We start from the raw sequence: 21546 nt of genomic DNA, 5'->3' as shown, positions 1-21546 counted from the left end.
CTACGGCACCATATTCTTCCAGTGCGCCAGCAGATCCGCCGATTCGAGCACCAGACCCAGGTGCAGCGACACCATCGACAGCGCCGCGCCTTCCAGATGCGGGTCCGTGCCGCGCACCAGGTCGCGCAGCACCACGACGCGGTAGTTGTGGTTGTTGGCGTCGAACGCCGTGTTGAGCACGCAGCAGTCGGTGAAGCCGCCGTCGAGCACCACGGTCTCGATGCGCTGGTTGCGCAGCAGGAAGTCGAGGTCGGTCGGGTAGAAGGCCGAAAGGCGCCGCTTGTTCTCCACGCGCATGTCGCCTGGTTCGACACGCGTGACCCACTCGGTCCAGCGCGAGCCTTCGATCGCATGGGCGTCGGCATTCGGGATTTCGCCGATGTGCAGCGGGAAGGTGCGACGCCATGCGGCGGGGATGCCTGCGATGTCGTCCACACCATTCGGGCGCAGCACCGATTTCACATGCACGATGCGCACACCCAGCGCACGCGCCTCGTCGTGGAACGCATCGATGGGCGCGACCACGTCGCGCGCACGCGGCGCGGGGCACGGACATTGGGGGTCGTCGTCCAGATGACCGCGGTGCATGTCGATGGAGATGACGGCGGTGGTTTTCGGGTCGAGGTAGTCGTCGAAGGCGCTGCCGAGGTCGCGCGGCTTTTCGTAAACGTAGGCTTTCATGGATTCTTTCTGGTGGCGCTTCTCGGCGGATTGCCTATCGCCGTTCTTCCCGCACGTACGGTTCACCCAGCGCGCCCGGCTCGGCGTCGCTGCTCTTGCGACCGAGCGCGACCCAGATCATCACGCCGAGCGTGACGACGTAGGGCGTCATCAGCACGAAGTACTGCGGCAGCTTCACGCCGGCGGCCGCCAATTGCGGGATGAGCGCCTCGATGCAGCCGAACAGCAGCGCACCGATCAACGCCTTCCACGGCGACCAGCGCGCGAAGATGACGAGGCCCACGGCGATCCAGCCGCGCCCGCCGGTCATGCCGGCGATCCACAGCTTGGTGGACAGCAGCGAGATGTACGCGCCCGCCAGTCCGACGATGGCCGCACCCGCGACGATGGCAAGGAACCGGTACGCGTTGACGCGGATGCCCGCTGCATCGGCCGCCTGCGGGTTCTCGCCGACCGAGCGCAGCCGCAATCCTGAAGTCGTGCGGTTGAGGTAGTACACGACGCCGATGAAGATGAAGGGCGTGAGGTACACGACAGGGTTCTGCTCGAACAGGCCGCCGATGAGCGGGATGTCCTTCAGCGGCCCGAGCGCCACCGCGCCCTGCGAGGTGACGGGCATGTTGGTCCAGCTCAGTACCGTGCCCAGCAGGCTCGTGAGGCCCTGGCAGAAGAAGACGAGCGCAAGCCCCGCGATCACCTGGTTGATGCGCAGCAGCACCACCATGACGGCGAACAGCACCGACACGCCTGCCGCCGCCATCATCGCGAGGATGAGCGAGATGCCGGTCGCGTTGAACGCGAGTTGCGCGCCGATGGCGGTGAGTGCGCCCACCAGCATCAGTCCTTCCGCGCCGAGCGAAAGCACGCCCGCGCGCTCCGCGATGATGAGGCCGAGCGCCGCGAGCGCGTAGGGCACCGCGAAGTCCGGAATGCTGCCGATCCAGTGTGCGAGCAGTTCCATGTCAGCTGCCGTGGGCCACGCGGCGCAGCCGGTGGCGGATGAAGAAGTCGGACGAGGCCACGCAGATCACGATGATGGCCTGGATGAGCTGCACCATCGAGAACGGGATCTGGTAGAAGACCTGCAGGCTGCGCCCGGCGATGAAGAGCGTGGCCACCAGCAGCGCGACGATGGTCGCGGCAATCGGATGGTTGCGCGCCAGGAACGCGATGAGGATGCCCGAGAAACCATAGCCGTGATAGAAGGCCTGCGTCAGCCGCCCCTCCTGCCCCGCCGCAACGAGGAAGCCGCCCATGCCTGCGAGCGCGCCAGAGGTCAGCACCGCCGCCATCACCATGCGCGTGACGGGCACACCCACCGCGCCCGCCATGCGCGGGTTGGACGACACGAAGCGCAGGTAGAAACCGCCCCGGCTCAGGTTCACGAACCACCACACCAGCAGCATCACGACAAGGGCCAGCGACACCGCCGCGCCGGAGGGTCCGAGGAATTCGGGCAAGCGCTCGAAGCTGCGAAACTGCGGCGAATGCGGGAACGAGCTCTGCGGGTCCTTCCACACACCGTACAGCAGGTGCAGCAGGAAGTTGCCCGCCACATAGTTGAGCATCAGCGTGGAGATGATCTCGTTCACGCCGAGTCTGGTTTTCAGTAGCAACGGCCCGAGCGCCCACACGAGGCCCGCCGCAGCGGCCACCGCGAACATCAGCGGCAGGCGCATCGCCTCCGGCCCGATCTGGAAGATGGACACGGCCGTCGCGCCGATGGCGCCCCAGATCATCTGGCCTTCGAGGCCGAGGTTCCAGAAGCGCGCGCGGAACGCGACGGACGCCGCGAGGCCCACCATGATCATCGGCGCGGCCTGGAACAGCACGCCTTGCAGGCTCTGCTCGTCGAACAGCGTGGCGATCACGAATTCCCGGAACAGCTCGCCCGCCGGCACACCGGCCGCCACGAGGATCGCTCCCGAGATGAGGAAGCCGCAGGCAATGGCCAGCGCGAGCACCAGCGCCTGCCAGTACCACGCCATCTGCTGGCGGATCTCCAGCGTGTAGCGGCGCGAGAGCAGCGGTTGCTGCACGGGCTTGAGGACGGCGTCAATCATGGTCGGTCATGGCCTGGCCAATGGCTTGCCGGTCGGCCGGCTGTTCGAATTCGGCGACGATGCGCCCGCGGTTCATCACGCCGATGCGGTCGGCCAGCTGCAGCACTTCGTCCAGGTCTTCGCTGATGAGCAGCACCGCAGCGCCTTCGGCCCGCGCGGCCAGCAGGCGCGCATGCACCTCGGCGCTGGCGCGCACATCGAGGCCGCGGCTCGGGCTGTGCACGAGGATGAGCTTGGGCCTCTTGCTGAACTCGCGCGAGATCACGAGCTTCTGCGCGTTGCCACCGGAAAGCAGCGCAGCTTTCTGCGACATCGAGCGCACGCCCTGCACGTCGAAGCCCTTCACGGCCTTGCCGGCTTCGACGTCGACCTTGCGGCGGCGCAGCCAGGCCAGCGGCCCGTAGCGGCCCGAGTGCACCTGGCCGATGCCGAAGTTGTCGGCGATCGACAGGCCGCCCGCGAGCGCGAGCCCGTAGCGGTCGGCCGGGATGGTGGCCATCTGCAGCTCGCGCCGCTTCATCGGCGTGGCGGACTTCAGGTCGCCGAATCCTTCGAGCGCAATCCCGCCTTCGAGCGCGCCGGGCAGGCCCATGATGGCGCCCGCGAGTTCGGCCTGGCCGTTGCCGCCGACACCCGCGATGCCGTAGATCTCGCCCGCATGCACGGTGAGGTTGACGCCGTCGAGCACGCGGTGCCCGCCGGACGCGCCCGGCGACACCGTCGCGAGATCGCGCACGGTGAGTTGCGCCGCGCCGCGCGTGTTCTGCGGGCGTTGCTGCGCGGTCATCGCGGCCTCGCCCACCGTCAGGCGCACGAGCTCCTGCACCGGCGTCTGCGCCGGATCGACGGTGGCCATGGTGCGGCCGCCGCGCATCACGGTCACGCGGTCGGCGAACGTCTTCACGTCGGCCATCTTGTGCGTGACCAGCACGACGGTGGAACCGCGCCGCGACAGGTCGCGCACGGTGGAGAGCAGACGCTGCGCTTCCTGGTCGGTCAGCACGGCCGTGGGTTCATCGAGGATGAGGATGCGCGCACCCGCGAGCAGCACCTTCAGGATTTCCACGCGCTGCTGCTCGGCGATGGAGAGCGTGTCGATGCGGCGGCGCGGGTCGACCGCAAAGCCGAGTTCCGCCGCCTGCGCGCGGATCTTTTCTTCCACGTCGGCGAGGCGCTTGCGATAGGAAGGCGCGTCCGCGGGCGTGGGCAGGCCGAGCAGGATGTTCTCGGCCACGGTGAAGGGGCGCACCAGCTTGAAATGCTGGTGCACCATGCCGATGTGGTGGCGGGCCGCATCACGCGGGCCCGCGAAGCTCACCGGGTTGTCGTCGACCAGCAACTCGCCCGCCTCCGGCGCATACAGGCCGGCGGCGATGTTCATCAGCGAGGACTTGCCGGCGCCGTTCTCACCCAGCAGGGCATGCACTTCGCCGTGACGTGCGGCGAAGTGCGCGCCATCGAGCGCGAGGAATCCGTCGAAACTCTTGCGGACGTCCCGCAGCTCGAGGGCGTGGGTCTGGATCACTGCAGGCGATTTACTTCTGCGTGACCACGCCCTTGACGAACCAGTCCATCTTCCACAGGTCGGCGTCGGACAGCACGGCGCCTGCGGCGACGCGTTGCTTGCCTTCGCGGTCGGACAGCGGGCCGGCGTAGATCTGCTTGCCCTTCATCAGCGCGTCGCGCTCGGCCTGGATGACCTTGACCTTGTCGGCCGGAACGCCCGGGCCGAAGCCGGCGATGTCGGTGCCGCCCGCGCTCATGGGGATGAACGCGCCGTAGGGTTCCGGCTTCCAGCCGCCGGCGATGATCTTCTTCAGTTCGGTGACGAGGAACTTGTCCCACACCCAGACGGACGAGCACAGCGTGGCCTTGGGCGCGAACTGGCGCAGGTCACGGTGGTGGCCGGTGCCGTACACGCCGCGCTCCTGCGCGACGATCTGCGGCGTGGGCGAGTCCACGTGCTGGCCGATCACGTCGGCGCCCTGGTCGATGAGGGCGGATGCTGCTGCACGCTCCTTCACCGGGTCGTTCCAGGTGCCCGTGTAGATCACGTTGACGGTGGCGTTGGGATTCATCTTCTGCGCGCCGAGGGCAAACGCGTTGATGGTCCAGTTGACGACGCCGAACGGGTTGGCAGCGACGAAGCCGAGCTTGCCGCTCTTGGACGCTGCGCCCGCAGCCATGCCGCAGAGGTACTGGCTTTCATAGGTGCGGCCGTAGAACGATTCGAGGTTCGCGCCGTTGGTGGTGCCCGATGCGTTGAGGAACGCGACCTTGGGGTACTTGGCAGCGAGATCCTTGAACGCGTCGGAGTGGCCGAAGGCCGTGCCGATCACGATGTTCGCGCCACGCGAGATGAAGCGCTCGGCCGCCGGCTTGATGACCGACGCGTCTTCGGTGATGTTCTCGACGAACTGCACCTTCAGGCCCAGCTCCTTCTCGATCTTCACGCGGGCTTCGTCGAAGGCCTGCGTCCAGCCGCCGTCGTTCTTGGGGCCGTAGTACAGCATCGCAATGGACGGCTTGCCCGGCAGCGTGAAGCCGTCGGCCGCGATCGCGGGCGTGGTGGAGGCGGCTGCAGCCGCGAGGCTCACCGCTGTGATGGAGAACAGTTTGCGCAACATGTGAAGGCCTTTCAGGACAGGATTACGGGGAGGAGCAAAAATCAGTCCACCAGCCGCAGCACGGTGCCGTAGCGCCGCGTCAGCTTGCAGGTGTGGTGGTCGGTGATGTTGGTGTCGGCGAGCTCCAGATTGAAGAAGCTGGCATCTTGCGATTCGAACAGCGGGCCGGCGTGCCACGTGCCCCGGCGCAGCATGACGGCGACGTTGCCGGGGATGCGGAACGCGCGGATGTCCTCGAGGGCGGGCTCGGCTTCGGGGTCGTCCACGTCGTAGGGCGGCGCGACGGCCATGACCCAGTCGTAGCCGCCGACGGAGGCCAGCGCCTGCGTGACATGCACATGGCGCGTGATCTGCCGCACTTCCATGCCGCGCCCCGGGATGCGCATGACATAGAAGCGCGGAATGCCCTGCGAGAGTTCGAGCTGCGCGTCGCTCGTCGAGAACGGCACGCCGTCTTCCAGCGCGGCCATCACGGTGCCGAAGGGCGCGAAGGCCTCGGGCGTGAGTGGCTCGATGTGCAGGTCGCTGACCATCGCGCCTTCGAAGACACGCTCGAAAACGGGCGCTTGCGGCAGTGCGCCCGGCGGCGCGCCCGATGGGGGGTTCGGTACTGGGTTCATCACGCTGTCTCCATGGCCGCGAAGCGCGAAGCCGCCCGCAGTGCCTGTTGTTGTTCGAAATCGTCCGGCAGGTCGAGCTCGCGCTCGGCGTGGCGCTGCAGGTTGTCCACGAGCACGCCCTCCTGGTCGAGGAACAGCCGTTGCGTGAGGCCGCGCACGAGGCGCGGCAACGCATGTTTGTGGCCGCTGATCGACGTGGAATGCGGGCCGTGGCTCACGTAGCTTGCGCTGTTGAAGGCGAAGACGCGGGAGACCCAGGCGCTGTCCGCGTGGCCAGTTTCACGCGGCGTGAATTCGTAGTGTTCGCCCAGATACGGGTGCGCGCCGAGCGTCGAATTCGCTTGCGCATCGGGCGGTGTGTAGCGATCGCTCCAGCGCGCGATGGCCGGTGCGAGCGCTTTCATCTCGGGCCGTGCGGACAGGTCGAACGACTGGCCCGTGGCGCAGATGACATGGTCGAAATGCAGATCGCCCTTCGGCGTGGTGACGGCGATGTCGTCGCCCGTCCAGCGCAGTTGCTGCCAGCCGCAGCCGGCATGCAGCGCGAATGCCGGCGATGACAGTGCAAGACGGAAACTGCCGCGCGGCGGCGGCTGGTCTTCGCTGCGGAAGTGGTGCGCCACCTGCCAGCGCGTCGCATCCGACAGGCGGGCGTAGTTCGTCATGAGACCGGCGGTCTCGATGTGGCGATGCGGGTTGATGCGCGGCAGGCGCGCGCGCCGGAAGCACAGGTCCACCGAACGTGCGCCGGCGTCCAGCGCAGCCACCGCGTTGTCGAACGCGGATGCGCCGTGGCCCAGCACGCCGATGCGCTTGCCTTCGAACGCTGCGAAGTCGATGGCGTCGCTCGAATGGTTGTAGTGTTCGCGCGGCAACGCGTCCGACACGAAGAACGGCACGCGCCATGCGCCGCCGCCGTCGGTGCCGGTGGCCAGCACAACAAGTCGTGCCAGACGGGTGACGGCAACGCCGCGCGCCTGCGTCTCGACCGCGATCACGCCATCGCCCTGCGGGCGGATGCCGGTCACCTCGACGCCGTTTTCCACCGGCAGTTGCAAGGCATCACGGTACCAGCGCAGGTAGTCCATCCACAACGTGCGTGGAATGCGGTCGATGCCTTGCCACGCTGCATCGCCGAAGCGCACCGCGTACCAGCGCTGCACGCTGAGCGACGGCAGGCCGAGGTCGAGGCCGTTGAGCAGCTTGGGTGTTCGCAGCTCGGGCATGCGCGCGAAGCTTTCCCACACACCCTCCTGGCCTTCGGTCGCGCGGTCGAGCGCGGCGACACGCGTCACGCCGTTCGCGCGCAAGGAAGCGCAGATGCCGAGGCCCGACTGACCGCCACCAACGACAAGGACATCGAGCACGTCATCGCCATGCAGCGGCAGCACCCAGGCCTTGTCCGGGTAAGCGAGCAGCGCCAGTTCCGCGCGCGCCTGCGCCGCCAGGGCCTGCACTGCGGCATCGGCATCCGGCAAGGGCATGGGCATGGGCACGGACATGGCGCTCGGGGTCGGCATCACATCATGTAGTTGATGCGGAACACGTTGCCCTCGGGGTCGAGCAGCACCGCCTGGTACCAGTTGTAGTACGTGACGTACGGTTCCTTGATCAGCGTGGCGCCAGATTCGAGCGCGACGGGCACCATGCGGTCCACGTCGGCCTGGCTGTCCACATCGATGTTGAGCAGGAACTTCACGCCCTTCGTGTCGGAGAACTCACTGAGCTTGAGCAGGTCGTACGCGTCCAGCGCGTTGAAGCCGAGGCTCGATTTGCCCGTGTCCAGACCGCGGAAGATCGGCGAGCGGATCGCCTCGATCTCGGGGAAGCCGAACACGCGCTGGTAGAAGCCGCTCAGGGCGACCACGTCCTTCGCGAACACGTTGACATAGGAGAGATGGGCCATGGGTCCGCGGCTTTCAGGCTTCGGCCTTGGTGCCGCCGAAGGTCGTCTGCTTGACGAACTTCGAGGTCAGGTGATCGCCCGAAGAGATGGGCGCGTACTTCGGCTTCTCGCCCGGCGCGAGGCAGCTGGGCAGGCACTCGACCATCGCGTCGTAGTTGGGCTGGTGGAAGAACACCAGCGACTGTCGGCGCTTGTTCTGCGACGGGTCGCGCGGCGGGTTGACCACGCGGTGCAGCGTGGACACCCACTGGTCGTTGGTCCACTGCATCATCAGGTCGGCGATGTTGACGACGAGGCCGCCCTCGACGTGCGGCACGTCCACCCACTGGCCGGCCTTGTTGAAGACCTGCAGGCCCTTGTCGTCGGGCAGCACGATGGTGAGGCTGCCGTAGTCGCTGTGCGCGCCGGCGCGCAGCTGGCCGGGCAGCGGCTCTTCCTTCTGCGGCGGATAGCTCAGCACGCGGAACATGCTGATGTGCTCGTTGATCTTGTCGTCGAAGAACGTCTCGGGCAGCTCGAGCGCCAGGGCAAAGATGCGCATCAGCGACTGCGACAGGTCGCTCATCGCGCTGAAGTATTCCGTATACGCGGCCTCGAAGCCGGGGATGCCCTGCGGGAAGACATTCGGCTCGAAGTGGGCACCCGCCTTGGGCCCGCGGTGGTACTCGTCGTCGGGCACGCCGGAGGGGCCGATGGAGAACGATTCCTTCAGGTCGCCGGGCGTGGCTTCTTCCAGGCTGTAGGACAGGCCTTCCTCGCCGACCGCGCTGTAACCCCGCACCGCGTCGTCGCGCGGACGGTCCACCTTGCGCTTGTCGGCGAGCGGCAAGTCGAAGAACTGGCGCGAGACATCCGACACGCGGCGGATCAGCCCCGGGTCGATGCCGTGGTTGGTGATGACGAGGAAGCCGATGCTGCGGCAGGCTTCGTCGAGCTTCGCGGCCACGGCAGCCTTGCCTTCGGGCGTGCCGCCGAAATACGGCGCCAGGTCGATGATGGGTACGGTGAGCATGGTCATGAGGGGGTTCCCGGCAATCGCGGGGTCGATGCAACAACCATGCCATTCGGACCAAATGGACAAACCCGGTTTTCCGCGTCAGCATGGTGCATGCCTGCACCGGGTACGACTCCTGCAAGGCCATCCCATGCCCAGAACCGCCCGCGACACTGCCGCCCCCGCCAAACCCCCTGCCGCACCAGGGCGGCGCATCCGCCGCATGGAAGACAAGCGCGCCGTCATCCTGCGGGCCGCCCTCGGCCTGTTCTCGCGTTTCGGCCTGCACGGCACCAGCGTGGACCAGGTCGCCGCCCGGGCGGCCGTGTCCAAGAGCAACCTGCTGTATTACTTCGCCAACAAGGAAGAGCTCTACGTCTCGGTGCTGCGCGACCTGCTGGATGTGTGGCTGGAACCGCTGCGCACCTTCAGTGCCGACCAGGACCCGCGGCAGGCCATCGGCGACTACATCCGTCGCAAGCTGGTCATCTCGCGCGACCGGCCCGACGCCTCACGCCTGTTCTGCCTGGAGATGATCCAGGGCGCGCCGCTGCTGCGCGACGAGCTCGACCGCGAACTGCGCGAACTCGTCGATGCCAAATACCAGGTGATCCGCGCATGGGTGGACTCGGGCCGGCTCTCGCCCATCGACCCGCACCACCTGATCTTCGCGCTGTGGGCCATCACCCAGCACTACGCCGACTTCGCGGTGCAGGTGCAGGCCGTCGCGGGCCGCACGCTGGAAGACCCGGAGTTCTTCGAGCAGACGGTGAGGAACGTGCAGCATCTGGTGCTGGAAGGCATCTCGGCACGCTGAGCGCGCCGCCAACTTCGCGCCGCCCCTTCGCGCGAGCCTGTTCTTCAGCCGCCGAACCGCGCCGGTGAATACGGCGCCGGGTCGACCATCGGCGCATCGCCATCGATGAGCTCCGCCAGCAGCCTGCCGCTGGCCGGGCCCATGGTGAAGCCTTGATGCGCGTGGCCGAAGTTGAACCACAGGCCTGCATGTTTCGGCGCTGCGCCGACCACGGGCACCATGTCGGCCACGCAGGGCCGCGCACCGCGCCAGGGTTGCGCCTCGACCGGCGTGGGCAAGTCCACCAGTTCGCGCGCGGCGGCTTCTGCGCCGTCCATCTGCCAGGGCGTGGAAGGCGCGTCGCGCAGCGCGAATTCGGCGCCCGTGGTGATGCGCACGCCGCGCTTCATCGGCGCGATGACAAGGCCGCGGTCGGCATCAAGCAGCGCGCGGGCGGGGCCCGTGCCGCCGGTGTAGTGGCGGTGGTAGCCGCGCTTGACGAAGAGCGGCAGCGTGTAGCCGAGCGGCCTGATCAGCGTATCGGCCCACGGCCCGAGCGCGACGACCACATGCTCCGCCGCCACGGCGCCGTCATCGGTCTGCACCGACCAACCGGACGATGCCTGCTTCAACGTCAGTGCATCCCCGCTGACGATGCGTCCGCCGAGTTTCACGAACAGCGCCGCATAGCGCGCGACGAGTTCGCCCGGGTCGGTCACGCTCCACGGGTCGAGCCATTCGATGGCACCGGGCAGCCGCCGGCGCAGCGACGGCTCGGCAGTTGCGAGCGCGTCCGGCCCGAGCACCTGGTAGCGCAGGCCGTTCGCACCGGCGATGCGCGCGGCGTTGGCCATGGCTTTGTCCATGCTGGCCTGCTCGCGGTAGATCCAGAGGTAGCCATCGCGCCGCACAAGGTCGCCGGCACCGGCCGCTTCGATCAGCGGCGCGTGTTCGGAGATCGACTGCGCAACGAGGTTGCCGTAGGCCTTCGCATGGCCCGGGTAGCGCGCGGGGCTGGAGTTGTACCAGTAGCGCGCCAGCCTGGGCCCGATGACCGGCATGGCCGACAGGTGCCAGTTCGTGTCGATGCCCCGCTTGAACGCGACGCGCAGAACGCGCGCGATGTCACGCGGAAACGGATAGGGTTCGACCGCCTCGCGCTGGATGATGCCGGCGTTGCCGTATGAGGTTTCCTCGCCCGGGCTGCGCCGGTCGACCAGCACCACCTGATGCCCGCGCTGCGCAAGATGCAGCGCGGTGCAGGTGCCGACCATGCCGGCACCGAGGACGAGGATGGTCTTGGTGGACGCAACGGCGGAAGGCTGGGGCATTGGGGGACTTTAGGCGTTTTGAATGAATCTCCGCCGATTATTCCCCCTTGCGCCGCCTCATCCGCCGACGGTGACCAACACCTTGCCCAACTCCTTCGAGCCCTCGGCCTGTGCGGCGTTCGTTTCCCCGCCCCATTCGAAGGGCACGCGCAGCAGCTCGCGGTCGCCGCGCTCGCGCACCACTTCCACGGCGAGCAGGTAACGGCCTGCGGGCAGCGCCGCGATCGCCGGTGCCGTGCCCGCGAAGTGCAGGGTGTGCACGCCTGCGGGCCGCGTCGCGCCACTGACGCCATCCATCGGCAGTGCGAGCTGCGCGCCCGGGCCGCGCCACCAGGTGCGCAACTGGCGCAGCCAGCTCTTGCCCAGGCCGTCGCGGAGCTTGACGTCATACCAGACCGCCAGCGTGCCGACCGGGGTGTTGTCGGCCGCCTGCTCCACCCACGCGGCCAGGTAGGGCCGGTAGGCGTTGGCGGTGGTGAAGCCGGGCAGCGTCACCTGCACCGTGAGGCCGGCAGCGACAGCCGGCACACTGGCACACACCACCGCAGCCGCTGCGAACCAGCGGACCTGCGGGCGTGCAGACGTCTTCATCGGTGCCGGCGACTCAGTTGGCATCGCGTGCGGCCGGCTGGCGCGGCGGGTCTTCCTTCGATACCTTGCCGTCGTTGTTGGTGTCCGCGCCCTTGAAGGTCTTGTCGGCGATGTCCCGGTCTTCGGCGAGCGTGAACTTGCCGTCGCGCGCGCGGTTGACGATGGCGAAGCGCACGTGCGCCTGCTTGATCGAGTTTTCGTAGGCCTTGTCGGGCTGGCGGCCCTGGTCGAAGTACTGGCGCTTGAGACGGTCTTCGAACTCGGCCACGTACTCGGCTTCGCTCACCCAGCCGTCGCCGTTGGTGTCTGCCGCACGGAAGCGTTGCAGGCGGATGGCGTCGTATTCCGCGCGGGTGACGATGCCGTCACGGTTGGCGTCGTAGCTGCCGAAGAAAGCGTCGAGGCCATGACCGCCTGCAGGACGTGCCGGACCCGCGGCAGGCGCCGCAGATGTGGCGGGCGAGGTGGTGGTGCCCGCGCAGGCAGACAGCAGGACGGCCACGCCGACGGCCGCAGCCGCCCGGGGGAAGGTCCGGGTGAAAGGGATGGTGTTTTTCATGGTGAGTTCTCCGTTGGGTTGTGGAAGTGGTTGAAGGACATGCGTGATCAGAAGTCCACGTTCAGGTTGATGGCGAAGGTGCGGCCCGGCGCCGTGGACAGCGCGATCTGCCGGCGGTCCTGGGCGTTGGCCGGCTGCAGGTTGCGCGTGTTGCTGTAGTTCCAGTACTGCCTGTCGAACAGGTTGAAGATGCCGACCGACAGGCGCGTGTTCCTGTTCACGCGGTAGTAGCCCGTGAGGTCGAAGCGCGCCCATCCGGGCACGCGGTAGAGCTGCACGGTGGAATCGGTCAGTTCGACGCCGGGGTTGTTGCTGAACGACTGCCGGTTGGTGGCGACGGCCTGCTTGCCCTTCACGAACGTGCCGATGAAGTTGACGCCCCAGGCTTTTTCCGGCGCGTCGTAGCCGACACCCACGATGGCCTTGGCAGGCTGGACGGTGTCCAGGTCGACTTCCTTGTCGCCCGGGTAGTTGGACTTGGACGTGCCTTTGGAATACCCGAAGGCCCAGGTGCTGTAGATGCCGCGTGCAGCCGGTGTCCACACGCCGTGGTCCAGGCGCGCGCTGACTTCGGTGCCGTAGATGTTGGCTTCGTCGCGGTTGTTGGCCTGGTAGAGCACGGTGAGCGTCGGCTGGATGTCGACAAACAGCTCGGGATTGGCCGCGCGCGTGTAGCGCGTGTAGGAAATGAAGTCCTTGTAGCGCGTGTAGAACACCGAGCCGGAGAACGTCACGCCCTGCGTCGGCGTGCCCTTGAGGCCGACGTCGAACGCATCGCTGGTTTCCTTGTCGAGGTTGCGGTTGCCCACCAGCGCATAGGTGCCGCCACCGGAGTTCCAGTAGCCGAAGATTTCGCTGTTGGTCGGCGCGCGGCCGCTGCGCTTCCATTGCGCATAGGCATTGAGGCGCGGCTGGATTTCATAGACCAGGCTCAGGCTCGGGCTCACGATGGTGTTGGACGGCGCGCTGCCGTACATCTGCTCGAGCTGCGCCGGCGTGATCGCGGTGCTGTTGAAGCCGGCCGCCGAGATGCTCGGGTCGATCTTGTCCACGCGCAGGCCCGGCACGACGGTGAGCGACTTGCCGCCGACCTTGAAGCCGATGTGGTCCTCGATGAAGAGGCCGGTGCGCTTGGTCTCGGTATTGGGGAAAGGCTGGCCTGCTGCGAACGCGGCCGTCGACCAGAACGGATGCTCGTTGTTGGTCTGCGAGTAGTTCATGCCGAACTTGAGGCCGTGGTTGTCCAGGCGCTTGCTCGCCACGGTCGAGAAACCGGTCTGGCGCGTGAAGTTCTGCGAGGTCTCCGTCACCGACGTGTTGGTGGCGATGGTCAGCGTGCGGGTCGTGTCGTCCATCGACGTTTCCTGATGGAACACACGCGTGGCGAGCGAGTCGATGAAGCCACCGCCGGCTGGCGTCCAGATGTGACCGACCGACAGCGTGTCGCGGCTGGTGGTGGCGTCCTGCACCGAGCGGCCGGTGATGGCCGTCGCCGTCGTGTTCCAGGCCGCGAATTCCGAATCGTCCTGTTTGCGGTAGAGGTCGGCGGTGAATTCGAACTTGTGCTCCATCGACGCACGCCAGGTGCTCTTGAGCAGCAGCGCGTCGGAATGCCAGTCTTCCGGATAGCTTTCGACGGACGAGTTGTTGCGCGTGGCTTCACCGTCGCGGCGCACGTAGTTGATCAGCAGGCCGACGTCGCCCGTCAGCGCAGCCGCCGTCACGCCCTTGGTCCAGGCGCGGTTGGCGCTGCTGTAGCCCAGGCGCGCGCCCGCGTAGAAGGGCTTGTTGATGTTGACGTAGTCTTCCGGCGACTTGGTGCGGAAGCTCACCGCACCGCCGATGCCGCCGGCCGTGCGCTGCGACGTGGTCGTGCCGGACTGGATCTCGACCGCCGAATAGCTGTCGGGGTCGATGAAGTCGCGGCCCATGCCGAACGTGCCATCTTCCGAACGCGCCGTCAGCGGCGCGCGGCTTATCGCGTCGGGCATCTCGATGCCGTCCACATCGAGGCCGATGCGGTTGCCCTCGATGCCGCGGATGTTGTAGCCCGTGGTGCCGCTGCGGTCGTAGCGGCTTGCCCCGCGGGTTGCGCCCTGCACCGTGCCCGGCGCTTCGACGAGCGGTTGATAACGGATCACGTCGCCCATGCCGGTGGCACCGGTTTTCTCGATGTCTTCCTGCGTGAGTGTGGTCTGCGCGCCCGCTTCAGCGGGAATCGCATCCGCCGTCACCAGGACTTCGGGCAACACGCGCTGCGCGTCGGTGGTGGTGGTCCCGGCCGGTGCGGTCTGCGCGGCGACGGGTGCTGCAAGAAGGACGGCCTGCACGGCCAGGGCGATGACGCCCATGGCGCGGCCAGCCTGTCGAAGGCTCAGCTGATTCATATGCTCTCGGTGGATGAGGGTCTCTGGCTGGACTGACCCGCAAACACGGAAAACATCTAGCTACCGAGGCGCGACTGTATGCCTTTTGCGCCAAATAGTAAAGATTCTCATTTAGATCACTCATTCCTGCGGCGCTAGACTGCCCGCATGAAGCGCACACGCCATTCGCTGCAGACCCTGCGGGTCTTCCTGCTCGTCGCAGGCAGCGGCAGCGTGTCACGCGCAGCCGAGCAGGCCAGTCTCACGCAGAGCGCGGTGACCAAGCACATCCAGGCGCTGGAGGAGATGCTGGGCACGGTGCTGTTCGAGCGCACCGGTCGAGGCATGACACTCACGCCCGACGCGCGGCGCTATCACCGCTCGGTGCAACGCGCGCTGCAATTGCTCGACGAAGCGGCCGGGCGCATCGCCTCCTCTGCCGGCCCGGCCACTGAAGTGCGGCTCGGCCTCGCGCCCGCCGTGGCGCAGCGCTGGCTGATCCCGCTGCTCGCTGACTTCGAAGCGCGACATCCCGATATCCACGTGAAGCTCGTGCCGCGACTGCCGGATGCACAGGGCCAGACCGCCGCGGCATATGCCGAGATCCGTCCCGGGACAGGGCGCTTCCAGGGCTGGCAGTCGCGCTATCTGGTGGGGCGGCATTTCTGCTTCGCGATATCGCCTTCGCTGCGCGACACGCTGCGTGCCAGGGGCATCGATGTGCGGCGCATCCATCGCCGCCTGCTCGAGGCAGTGCCGCTGCTCAGCCATGTGCTGCGGCCATCGCTGTGGGACGAATCCCTCGAAGCCCTGGGCTTCGTGTCGGTGCGCGCCGAGCGCATCAGCTTCGAGCAGTACTCGGTGCTGATCCCCTCCGCCGTCGCGGGCCGGGGGCTCGCGATGGTGCCGCCGTTCCTCATCGCCAACGAGCTCGAAAGCGGACAGCTGGTCACCATCGGCTCGATGGTGACGGCACGGCACGGGTTCTACCTCCTGCTGCCCAAAGGGCAACCGCGCCACGCGGCGCTCGACGCACTGGCTGCCTGGCTGATCGAACAGGCTGTCGTGGCGGACGCGCTTCGACCCTGAGCCGGCACCCGCAGATATTCCTGTCAGGAATCGGCAGCTCCAATGATTCATTGGACGGGCTGGCGGCTCCACGCAAGACTGCGGGCATTCGTACAAGAAACCCGGAGACAAACCATGAACGACAGCACGCCCCACATGCAGCGCAGGCAACTGCTCGGCGCAGCCGCCGCGCTCTGCGCAGCGCCCTTCGCGTCACTCGCACCCCTGGCCGCACAGGCACAGGACGCCGCCCAGGCCTGGCCCGCAAGGCCGGTGCGCGTGATCGTGCCCTATGCGCCGGGCAACATTTCCGACAGCTCGGTGCGCGTGGTCTGCCGCCACCTCAGCACCCTGCTCGGCCAGCAGTTCGTCGTGGAGAACAAGGCCGGCGCCAACACGCAGATCGGCACCGACTTCGTCGGCCGCTCCGAAGCGGACGGCTACACGCTGCTCTACACCGGCCCGATCCTCACCGTGATGGGCCCGCTGTTCGACAAGCTCACCTTCGACCCGATGAAAGACCTGACGCCCGTGTCGCAGGCCATCGCCAACCCCACCGTGTTTCTGGTGAAGCCGGACTTCCCCGCGAAGGACATGCGTGAATTCATCGCGCTCACCAAGAAAGACCCGGGCAAGTACTTCGTCGCCTCCGGCGGCATCGGCACCATGCCGCACATGGCGCATGAGTTGCTGGTGTCGATGGCCGGCCTGCAGAGCCAGCACGTGCCGTATCGCGGCGGCTCCAGCTGGATGAGCGACTTCTTCGGCGGCCAGGTGACGGGCATCTTCGACAACCCGTCGTCGGCCATGCCACTCATCAAGGACGGCCGCGTCAAGCCGCTGGCCGTAACCTCGCTGCAGCGCAACCCCGCGCTGCCCGATGTGCCCACCGTCGCCGAACTCGGTGTGCCGGGCTTCGAGGTGATGAACTGGTTCGGCTTCTTCGCGCCCGCGCGCACGCCGCCCGCCATCCTCGACAAGCTGAGCGCCAGCATCAGCAAGGTGATGCAGATGCCCGAAGTGGCCGACGGCTTCACGAAGATCGGCGTCACGCCGGTGGGCAACAGCCGCGAGAAGTTCGGCGAGATCGTCGCGAGCGACCATCGCAAGTGGGCCCGTACGGTGAAGGAACGGAACATCAAGCCGGAATGAACGCCAGGACGAACCAGGTCAGCCTCGACCCCGACCTCGCGAGGTTCTTCCAGCTCGCGCACGCACAGCTCGGCCCGTCGGTCACCGATCTCGCCCGCCGGCGCGAGCGGTACGACCGCATTGCGGAACTGGCCGGCGCGCCCGCCGCGCCCGACACGGTGCGGCGCGATTTCCATCTCGACGCAAAGCAGGGGCACCGAGTCGCGCTGCGCCTGTACACGCCCGCGCAACCCGTATCGCCGCTCGCGCTATACCTGCACGGCGGCGGCTGGAGCGCGGGCGGCATCGCGTCGCACGACGCGCTGTGCGGCTGGCTGGCACACCAGGCCGGTGTGGAACTCGCAGCCGTCGACTATCGGCTAAGCCCCGAGCATGCGCACCCTGCCGCGCTCGAAGATGCGGAGACCGCCTTGTACTGGGCGCTCGCACAGAAACGCCCGGTGCTGCTGCTGGGCGACAGCGCGGGCGCGCATCTGGCGGCGGCGGCTGCATTGCGCGCAACGCTGCATGGCCAGGCGTCGGGCCTCGCGTGGCTCGGGCTCATCTACCCCGCGGCTTCGCCGAATGCAGAGTTTCCGAGCCATCACGAGCACGCACAGTCCGCAGGCCTGTCGCGCGGGAACCTGCTGCAGTATTGGGAGTGGTTCGGTGGCGTGCAGGGCCGCGCCAACACCGACCCGCATTTCGACCTGCTGCAGATCCGCAACTGGCACGGCCTGCCGCCCACGCACATCCTCAGCGCAGAGCTCGATCCGTTGCGCGACGAGGCCCAGGCACTGGCAGGAATCATGTCAGCCTCCGGCATCAACGTGACCCTGCGCTGCGCACCTGCCATGCCGCACGGGTTCGCAAGATTCGTGATGCAAAGCAATGCGGCGATGCAAGAGATGAAGGGTTTTGCACGTGCACTGCAGCGCTCCTTCGGCAATTGCCGCGAAAGCGTCGTGGGATATCGCCGGGATCATGGCCCCGACGAAATGAAGCCGCGGCGTGCCCAGCACAAGTTCACACCGGACTGAGTGCTCAGCCCGGCAGGCACACCCGCATGTGGCTGGCGATCGATTCACATAAAAGGCTGTCGGCGCTCGCGAAGCCGTCGATAGCCGAGTTGTGCAATGCGCCAGGCAAAGGCAGCAGCTCGGCCAGCGTTTCGTTTGCTTCGCAACAGTCTTTCCACGCTTGGGCCTGCCGCGCGAATTCAGATGTCTCGTCGGCACCCCATGCAATGAGCATGGGTGCGAGAGGCCTCCGCGTCACCAGCAGGGGGCTTTCGTCGAAGGCCATCTCAGGCGTCAGTCGCAGCTTCGGCTGAAGCCATGTGTACGGAAACGGCCTCAGATCGAACAGCCCACTGATCGGACACGCGCCCTTCACGACATCCATCGGAAGCGCGAAGTCCAGCGTCCAGTCCGTCTGAGCGACACGAGCACTCAAGTGCCCGCCAGCCGAATGGCCGGTGACATAAATCTTGTCATTCGACCCGTTGTACCGTTCAGCATTGCGATACAGCCACGCAACCGCTCGACGGCATTGCGCGGTGAGTTCGGCAACGGAGTAGTCCGGGCAAACACCATAGTCCAGCACAACAGTGGTGAAGCCACGCGCATGAAGACCCATCGCAACCCACGAGTAGAGCTCCTTCACAAGAAACGGCGTTGACCAGTAACCGCCGTGGATGAAAACAACAACGGGCGAGCCAGGCTGCGCCGCAGGGAAAACGTCCAGCGTCTCGGGGGGCAGTTCGCCGTAGCGCACGGACAAGTCGCAATCCAGTGTCGCGCGCGCATGTGCAGCTGCTGCCTGACGTCTGGCCAGCATGGCGGCGGGGTCGGCCACCTGGCTGGAAGGGTCGTATTGCGCATCCAATTGCGCCTGGGTCGTGAATTCACGATAGAGGGTCATGCTGGCACCGTAGCCGCCAGGCAGGTTGCGCGCTGTATCGCCGGATACATTGATGGTCGCACCATACATAGTGTCTGCACCGATGTCCGAGCGCGCACCACTTCCATATCATCACCTTGGCGCATCTGGTATGCCACTTGCATGATTCACAGACCTTCATCAGCCAACGGAGTCAAGCCATGAGCTGTTCACCAGGATTCGATGCCGCTGCAGCGCCAGCCGGTCGCAACGCGACCTCCGAGACGTGGATACCGCGAGGCGAATACGTCGCGTACATGTTGCAGGCGGGCATTGGCGAGAAGGTCCATTACGCCGCAGGACAGTTCCTGTTTACTCAAGGCGAGATCGACCGGCGGTTCTACATCCTCCTGTCGGGAAAGGTGCATGTCTTCAACCTGAGCGACAACGGGCACGAGTCGATGTTCAACATCATGGGCCCGGGCAGCGTCATCGGCGAAGCGGCAGCGCTCACCGCTTTGCCGCGGTACTCGGCCGCCCGCGTGATCGAGTCGGCGGATCTCCTGCAGCTCAACGTGGCGCACATGGAGGAGTACATCTCGCAGAATCCGAGATTTGCGATGTCTCTTCTCTACGTTTTGAGTCTCAAGCAACGGCTGGCAGTGGACAGGCTGCACCAGGCCGTATACGAAGCACCGGACCAGCGCATCCTGCGTTTCCTGGAGCAGATGGCACAGACACACTCGGAAGAAGTCAGCACTTTCAATGACCACGTTCGCGTGCACCTGACACACGAGCAGATCGGCAACATGACCAATCTTTCACGTGTGACCGTCACGCGTACGCTGCAGAAGCTCAAGCGGGCCGGCAGCATTGACCTTGTCGGGCGCACGATCCTGCTGCGCCGCTCCTCGCCCGACCCTGTCTCCAGGAACACGAAGGCCGCCACGTCAGCGCCTTCGCCAACGCGCCACTAGGCTGGCAGGCCCCACTTCGGAATGGGGTGATTGCCATACGACACGCAGACATTCTTGACTTCACAGAACGCTTCGAAACTGAAGTCGCCACCTTCGCGTCCGATGCCCGACTCCTTGATGCCGCCAAAGGGCTGGCGTAAGTCCCGCACGTTCTGGCTGTTGACGAATACCATGCCGGCCTCGATCCCTGCGGCAAGGCGGTGCGCCTTGCCAATGTCCTGCGTCCAGATGTAGGACGCAAGGCCGTACTTCACATCATTGGCGAGCCTCAGTCCTTCGTCCTCGTCCTCGAACGGAATCAGGCACACCACGGGACCGAAAATTTCCTCCTGCGCGACACGCATACGGTTGTGCACGCCAGTCAGGACAGTCGGCCGCAAAAAGTTGCCATTTCGCAGATGCACAGGCAGATCTTCTGGGCGCCCCGTTCCGCCAGCTGCGGCAGTGGCGCCCTCGCTCGTGCCGATGTCGATGTAACCAGTCACTTTTTCCCAATGCGCACGCGAGATCATGGAGCCGACGTTGGTGGTTTCGCTACGCGGGTCACCGACGACGAGTCGGCTTGCACGCTCGGCAAATTCCCTCGCGAAGCGGTCGTACACCGAGGCCTGGATAAAAATACGCGAGCCGGCCGTGCAACGCTCACCGTTGATCGAGAAGATCGTGAAGAGCGCGGCGTCGAGCGCCCGTTCGAGATCGGCGTCTTCGAAAACCAGCACCGGAGATTTGCCGCCAAGCTCCAGCGAAAGCCGCTTGAGGCCAGCCACGCTCGTAATGCGCTTGCCCGTGGTCGTACCGCCGGTGAACGATATGGTGCGTACATCCGGATGCCGCACCAGCGCCTCGCCCGCATCGCGGCCATAGCCGTGGACGACGTTGAGCACACCCGCCGGCACGCCGGCCTCAAGCGCGAGGCGTCCAAGCATGTCAGCAGTCATCGGTGAGAGCTCGGACATCTTGAGCACTGCCGTATTGCCGAGGGCGAGGCATGGCGCCACCTTCCACGTCGCGGTCATGAAAGGCACATTCCACGGGGAGATGAGGCCGCACACACCGACGGGCTGCATCAACGTGTAGTTGAGCATGGTGCGATCGACCGGGTAGGTCTTGCCGTCCATGCGGGTGGCCACTTCGGCGAAGAAGTGGAAGTTGTCGGCCGCGCGCGGGATCAGTGTCTGGCGTGTCTGATGCAGCGGCAGACCGGTGTCGTCGGTCTCCATCAATGAAAGGGCGGGTACATGCTGTGCAATCAGGTCGCCCAGTTTGCGCATGATGCGCGCACGCTCGCGCGCCGGAAGTCCCGCCCATTTGGGGAATGCGCTCTTTGCTGCTGCAACAGCGGCATGAATCTCGGCGTCGCCGCCCGCGGCAACTTCGGCGAGAACTTCCCCGGTAGCGGGGTTTGAATTTTCGAAGGCAGCGGCACTTCCGACCGCGTGCCCATCAATGAGATGCTTGATCATGGATGCCCCGCATCGTCGTCCAGCACGGCGGTGACCTCGATCTCCAGGTGCAGCCCTGCGCGCGCCAGATGCGAGACGCCCACCGTCGTGCGGGCCGGCGGGTTGTTCGGGAAGACCTTGCGGAACACGGCGTTCATGGCTTCAAAGTCGCTGGGCATGTCGAGCATGAACACATTGACCTTGGTCACGTCGGCCATGGTGCCACCGGCAGTCTCGATCACAGCGCGGATGTTCTCGAAGGCCTGCTGTGCCTGCGCTTCGGCGCCCTTGGCAATTTCGCGCGTGACCGGATCGGAGCCCGTGTGCCCCGAAACGAAGAGGAGGCGGCCCGCCAGCACGCCAGGTGAATAAGGGCGATGCGGCAGCAGGCCCGTGGGGGGAATGATGATCTTGCGTTTCATGTGTGACTGCCGTGCTCTCAATCGAGCACGTATTTGGGAACGGATTGCATCAGCGCCGGCTGCGGCTCCATGATGGCGCCGGTCTCGATGT

The 21546-nt window shown here is 66.3% G+C and carries 21 protein-coding genes; 5 read left to right on the top strand and 16 right to left on the bottom strand.

What is annotated here, in order from left to right; all coding sequences use genetic code 11:
• The 9 genes from ACO2Q9_RS19440 to ACO2Q9_RS19400 are packed head-to-tail and all read right to left on the bottom strand — an operon-like array spanning position 1 to position 8915.
• Positions 1-681, bottom strand: a complete 681-nt coding sequence (locus ACO2Q9_RS19440; protein WP_423313824.1) for a cysteine hydrolase family protein — start codon at positions 679-681, stop codon at positions 1-3.
• A gap of 34 nt (positions 682-715) precedes the next feature.
• Positions 716-1642, bottom strand: a complete 927-nt coding sequence (locus tag ACO2Q9_RS19435) for an ABC transporter permease (protein WP_423313822.1) — start codon at positions 1640-1642, stop codon at positions 716-718.
• A 1-nt stretch (position 1643) separates the two neighbouring features.
• Positions 1644-2744 (bottom strand): ABC transporter permease, encoded by a 1101-nt coding sequence (locus ACO2Q9_RS19430; RefSeq protein ID WP_423313820.1) that lies wholly within the window; start codon positions 2742-2744, stop codon positions 1644-1646.
• A complete protein-coding gene (locus tag ACO2Q9_RS19425) occupies positions 2737-4269 on the bottom strand; it encodes an ABC transporter ATP-binding protein (RefSeq protein WP_423313818.1) in 1533 nt (510 codons plus the stop codon). The genes ACO2Q9_RS19430 and ACO2Q9_RS19425 overlap by 8 nt, the downstream gene beginning before the upstream one ends.
• 10 nt (positions 4270-4279) lie before the next feature.
• Complete coding sequence (locus ACO2Q9_RS19420) at positions 4280-5371, bottom strand: BMP family ABC transporter substrate-binding protein (protein WP_423313816.1); 1092 nt, start codon at positions 5369-5371, stop codon at positions 4280-4282.
• A gap of 41 nt (positions 5372-5412) precedes the next feature.
• Positions 5413-5991: an ureidoglycolate lyase gene (locus tag ACO2Q9_RS19415; protein WP_423313814.1), complete on the bottom strand. Its 579-nt coding sequence runs from the start codon at positions 5989-5991 to the stop codon at positions 5413-5415.
• Complete coding sequence (locus ACO2Q9_RS19410) at positions 5991-7511, bottom strand: NAD(P)-binding domain-containing protein (RefSeq protein ID WP_423313812.1); 1521 nt, start codon at positions 7509-7511, stop codon at positions 5991-5993. The genes ACO2Q9_RS19415 and ACO2Q9_RS19410 overlap by 1 nt, the downstream gene beginning before the upstream one ends.
• The gene (locus tag ACO2Q9_RS19405) at positions 7511-7897 is read right to left on the bottom strand and encodes a VOC family protein (protein ID WP_423313810.1); all 387 of its coding nucleotides are present in this window, start codon (positions 7895-7897) and stop codon (positions 7511-7513) included. The genes ACO2Q9_RS19410 and ACO2Q9_RS19405 overlap by 1 nt, the downstream gene beginning before the upstream one ends.
• Positions 7898-7910: 13 nt before the next feature.
• Positions 7911-8915, bottom strand: a complete 1005-nt coding sequence (locus ACO2Q9_RS19400) for an isopenicillin N synthase family dioxygenase (RefSeq protein ID WP_423313808.1) — start codon at positions 8913-8915, stop codon at positions 7911-7913.
• Between the two features lie 127 nt (positions 8916-9042).
• Here ACO2Q9_RS19400 and rutR point away from each other — a divergent pair, with 127 nt between their 5' ends.
• On the top strand, positions 9043-9708 hold the full coding sequence (gene rutR / locus ACO2Q9_RS19395; RefSeq protein WP_423313806.1) for an HTH-type transcriptional regulator RutR: 666 nt from the start codon (positions 9043-9045) through the stop codon (positions 9706-9708).
• 44 nt (positions 9709-9752) lie between these two features.
• On the opposite strand, the gene ACO2Q9_RS19390 is transcribed toward rutR, so the two are convergent.
• From ACO2Q9_RS19390 to ACO2Q9_RS19375, 4 genes are read right to left on the bottom strand one after another with little or no spacing between them, the layout of a single operon-like run.
• Positions 9753-11018 (bottom strand): NAD(P)/FAD-dependent oxidoreductase, encoded by a 1266-nt coding sequence (locus tag ACO2Q9_RS19390; RefSeq protein WP_423313804.1) that lies wholly within the window; start codon positions 11016-11018, stop codon positions 9753-9755.
• Between the two features lie 57 nt (positions 11019-11075).
• Positions 11076-11609 (bottom strand): DUF2271 domain-containing protein, encoded by a 534-nt coding sequence (locus ACO2Q9_RS19385; protein ID WP_423313802.1) that lies wholly within the window; start codon positions 11607-11609, stop codon positions 11076-11078.
• Between the two features lie 13 nt (positions 11610-11622).
• On the bottom strand, positions 11623-12168 hold the full coding sequence (locus tag ACO2Q9_RS19380) for an EF-hand domain-containing protein (RefSeq protein ID WP_423313800.1): 546 nt from the start codon (positions 12166-12168) through the stop codon (positions 11623-11625).
• A 47-nt stretch (positions 12169-12215) separates the two neighbouring features.
• Positions 12216-14555: a TonB-dependent hemoglobin/transferrin/lactoferrin family receptor gene (locus ACO2Q9_RS19375; protein WP_423313798.1), complete on the bottom strand. Its 2340-nt coding sequence runs from the start codon at positions 14553-14555 to the stop codon at positions 12216-12218.
• A 147-nt stretch (positions 14556-14702) separates the two neighbouring features.
• On the opposite strand from ACO2Q9_RS19375, the gene ACO2Q9_RS19370 reads away from it, so the two are divergent.
• The 3 genes from ACO2Q9_RS19370 to ACO2Q9_RS19360 all read left to right on the top strand — a co-directional run bounded on the left by ACO2Q9_RS19370 (position 14703) and on the right by ACO2Q9_RS19360 (position 17773).
• A complete protein-coding gene (locus ACO2Q9_RS19370; RefSeq protein WP_423313796.1) occupies positions 14703-15623 on the top strand; it encodes a LysR family transcriptional regulator in 921 nt (306 codons plus the stop codon).
• A 114-nt stretch (positions 15624-15737) separates the two neighbouring features.
• A complete protein-coding gene (locus ACO2Q9_RS19365; RefSeq protein ID WP_423313794.1) occupies positions 15738-16754 on the top strand; it encodes a Bug family tripartite tricarboxylate transporter substrate binding protein in 1017 nt (338 codons plus the stop codon).
• Positions 16751-17773: an alpha/beta hydrolase fold domain-containing protein gene (locus tag ACO2Q9_RS19360; protein ID WP_423313793.1), complete on the top strand. Its 1023-nt coding sequence runs from the start codon at positions 16751-16753 to the stop codon at positions 17771-17773. The genes ACO2Q9_RS19365 and ACO2Q9_RS19360 overlap by 4 nt, the downstream gene beginning before the upstream one ends.
• Before the next feature lie 4 nt (positions 17774-17777).
• Here ACO2Q9_RS19360 and ACO2Q9_RS19355 read toward each other — a convergent pair whose 3' ends face one another.
• Positions 17778-18656 carry an alpha/beta hydrolase gene (locus tag ACO2Q9_RS19355; protein WP_423313791.1) on the bottom strand — a complete coding sequence of 293 codons (879 nt, stop codon included), beginning with the start codon at positions 18654-18656 and terminating at the stop codon, positions 17778-17780.
• A gap of 179 nt (positions 18657-18835) precedes the next feature.
• Between ACO2Q9_RS19355 and ACO2Q9_RS19350 the strand changes: the two genes are divergently transcribed.
• Positions 18836-19591 (top strand): Crp/Fnr family transcriptional regulator, encoded by a 756-nt coding sequence (locus ACO2Q9_RS19350; RefSeq protein ID WP_423313790.1) that lies wholly within the window; start codon positions 18836-18838, stop codon positions 19589-19591.
• Here the strand turns inward: ACO2Q9_RS19350 and hpaE are convergent.
• Together hpaE and ACO2Q9_RS19340 are read right to left on the bottom strand one after the other, a co-directional pair.
• Positions 19588-21054, bottom strand: a complete 1467-nt coding sequence (hpaE, locus tag ACO2Q9_RS19345) for a 5-carboxymethyl-2-hydroxymuconate semialdehyde dehydrogenase (protein ID WP_423313788.1) — start codon at positions 21052-21054, stop codon at positions 19588-19590. The genes ACO2Q9_RS19350 and hpaE overlap by 4 nt on opposite strands.
• The gene (locus ACO2Q9_RS19340; RefSeq protein ID WP_423313786.1) at positions 21051-21455 is read right to left on the bottom strand and encodes a RidA family protein; all 405 of its coding nucleotides are present in this window, start codon (positions 21453-21455) and stop codon (positions 21051-21053) included. Before ACO2Q9_RS19340 ends, hpaE begins: the two co-directional genes overlap by 4 nt.
• Positions 21456-21546 lie beyond the last annotated feature (91 nt).

Source organism: Variovorax sp. VNK109, from assembly GCF_049445855.1.
Lineage (GTDB): Bacteria > Pseudomonadota > Gammaproteobacteria > Burkholderiales > Burkholderiaceae_C > JAGOCV01.
This window is presented reverse-complemented; position numbering and strand designations above follow the sequence as displayed.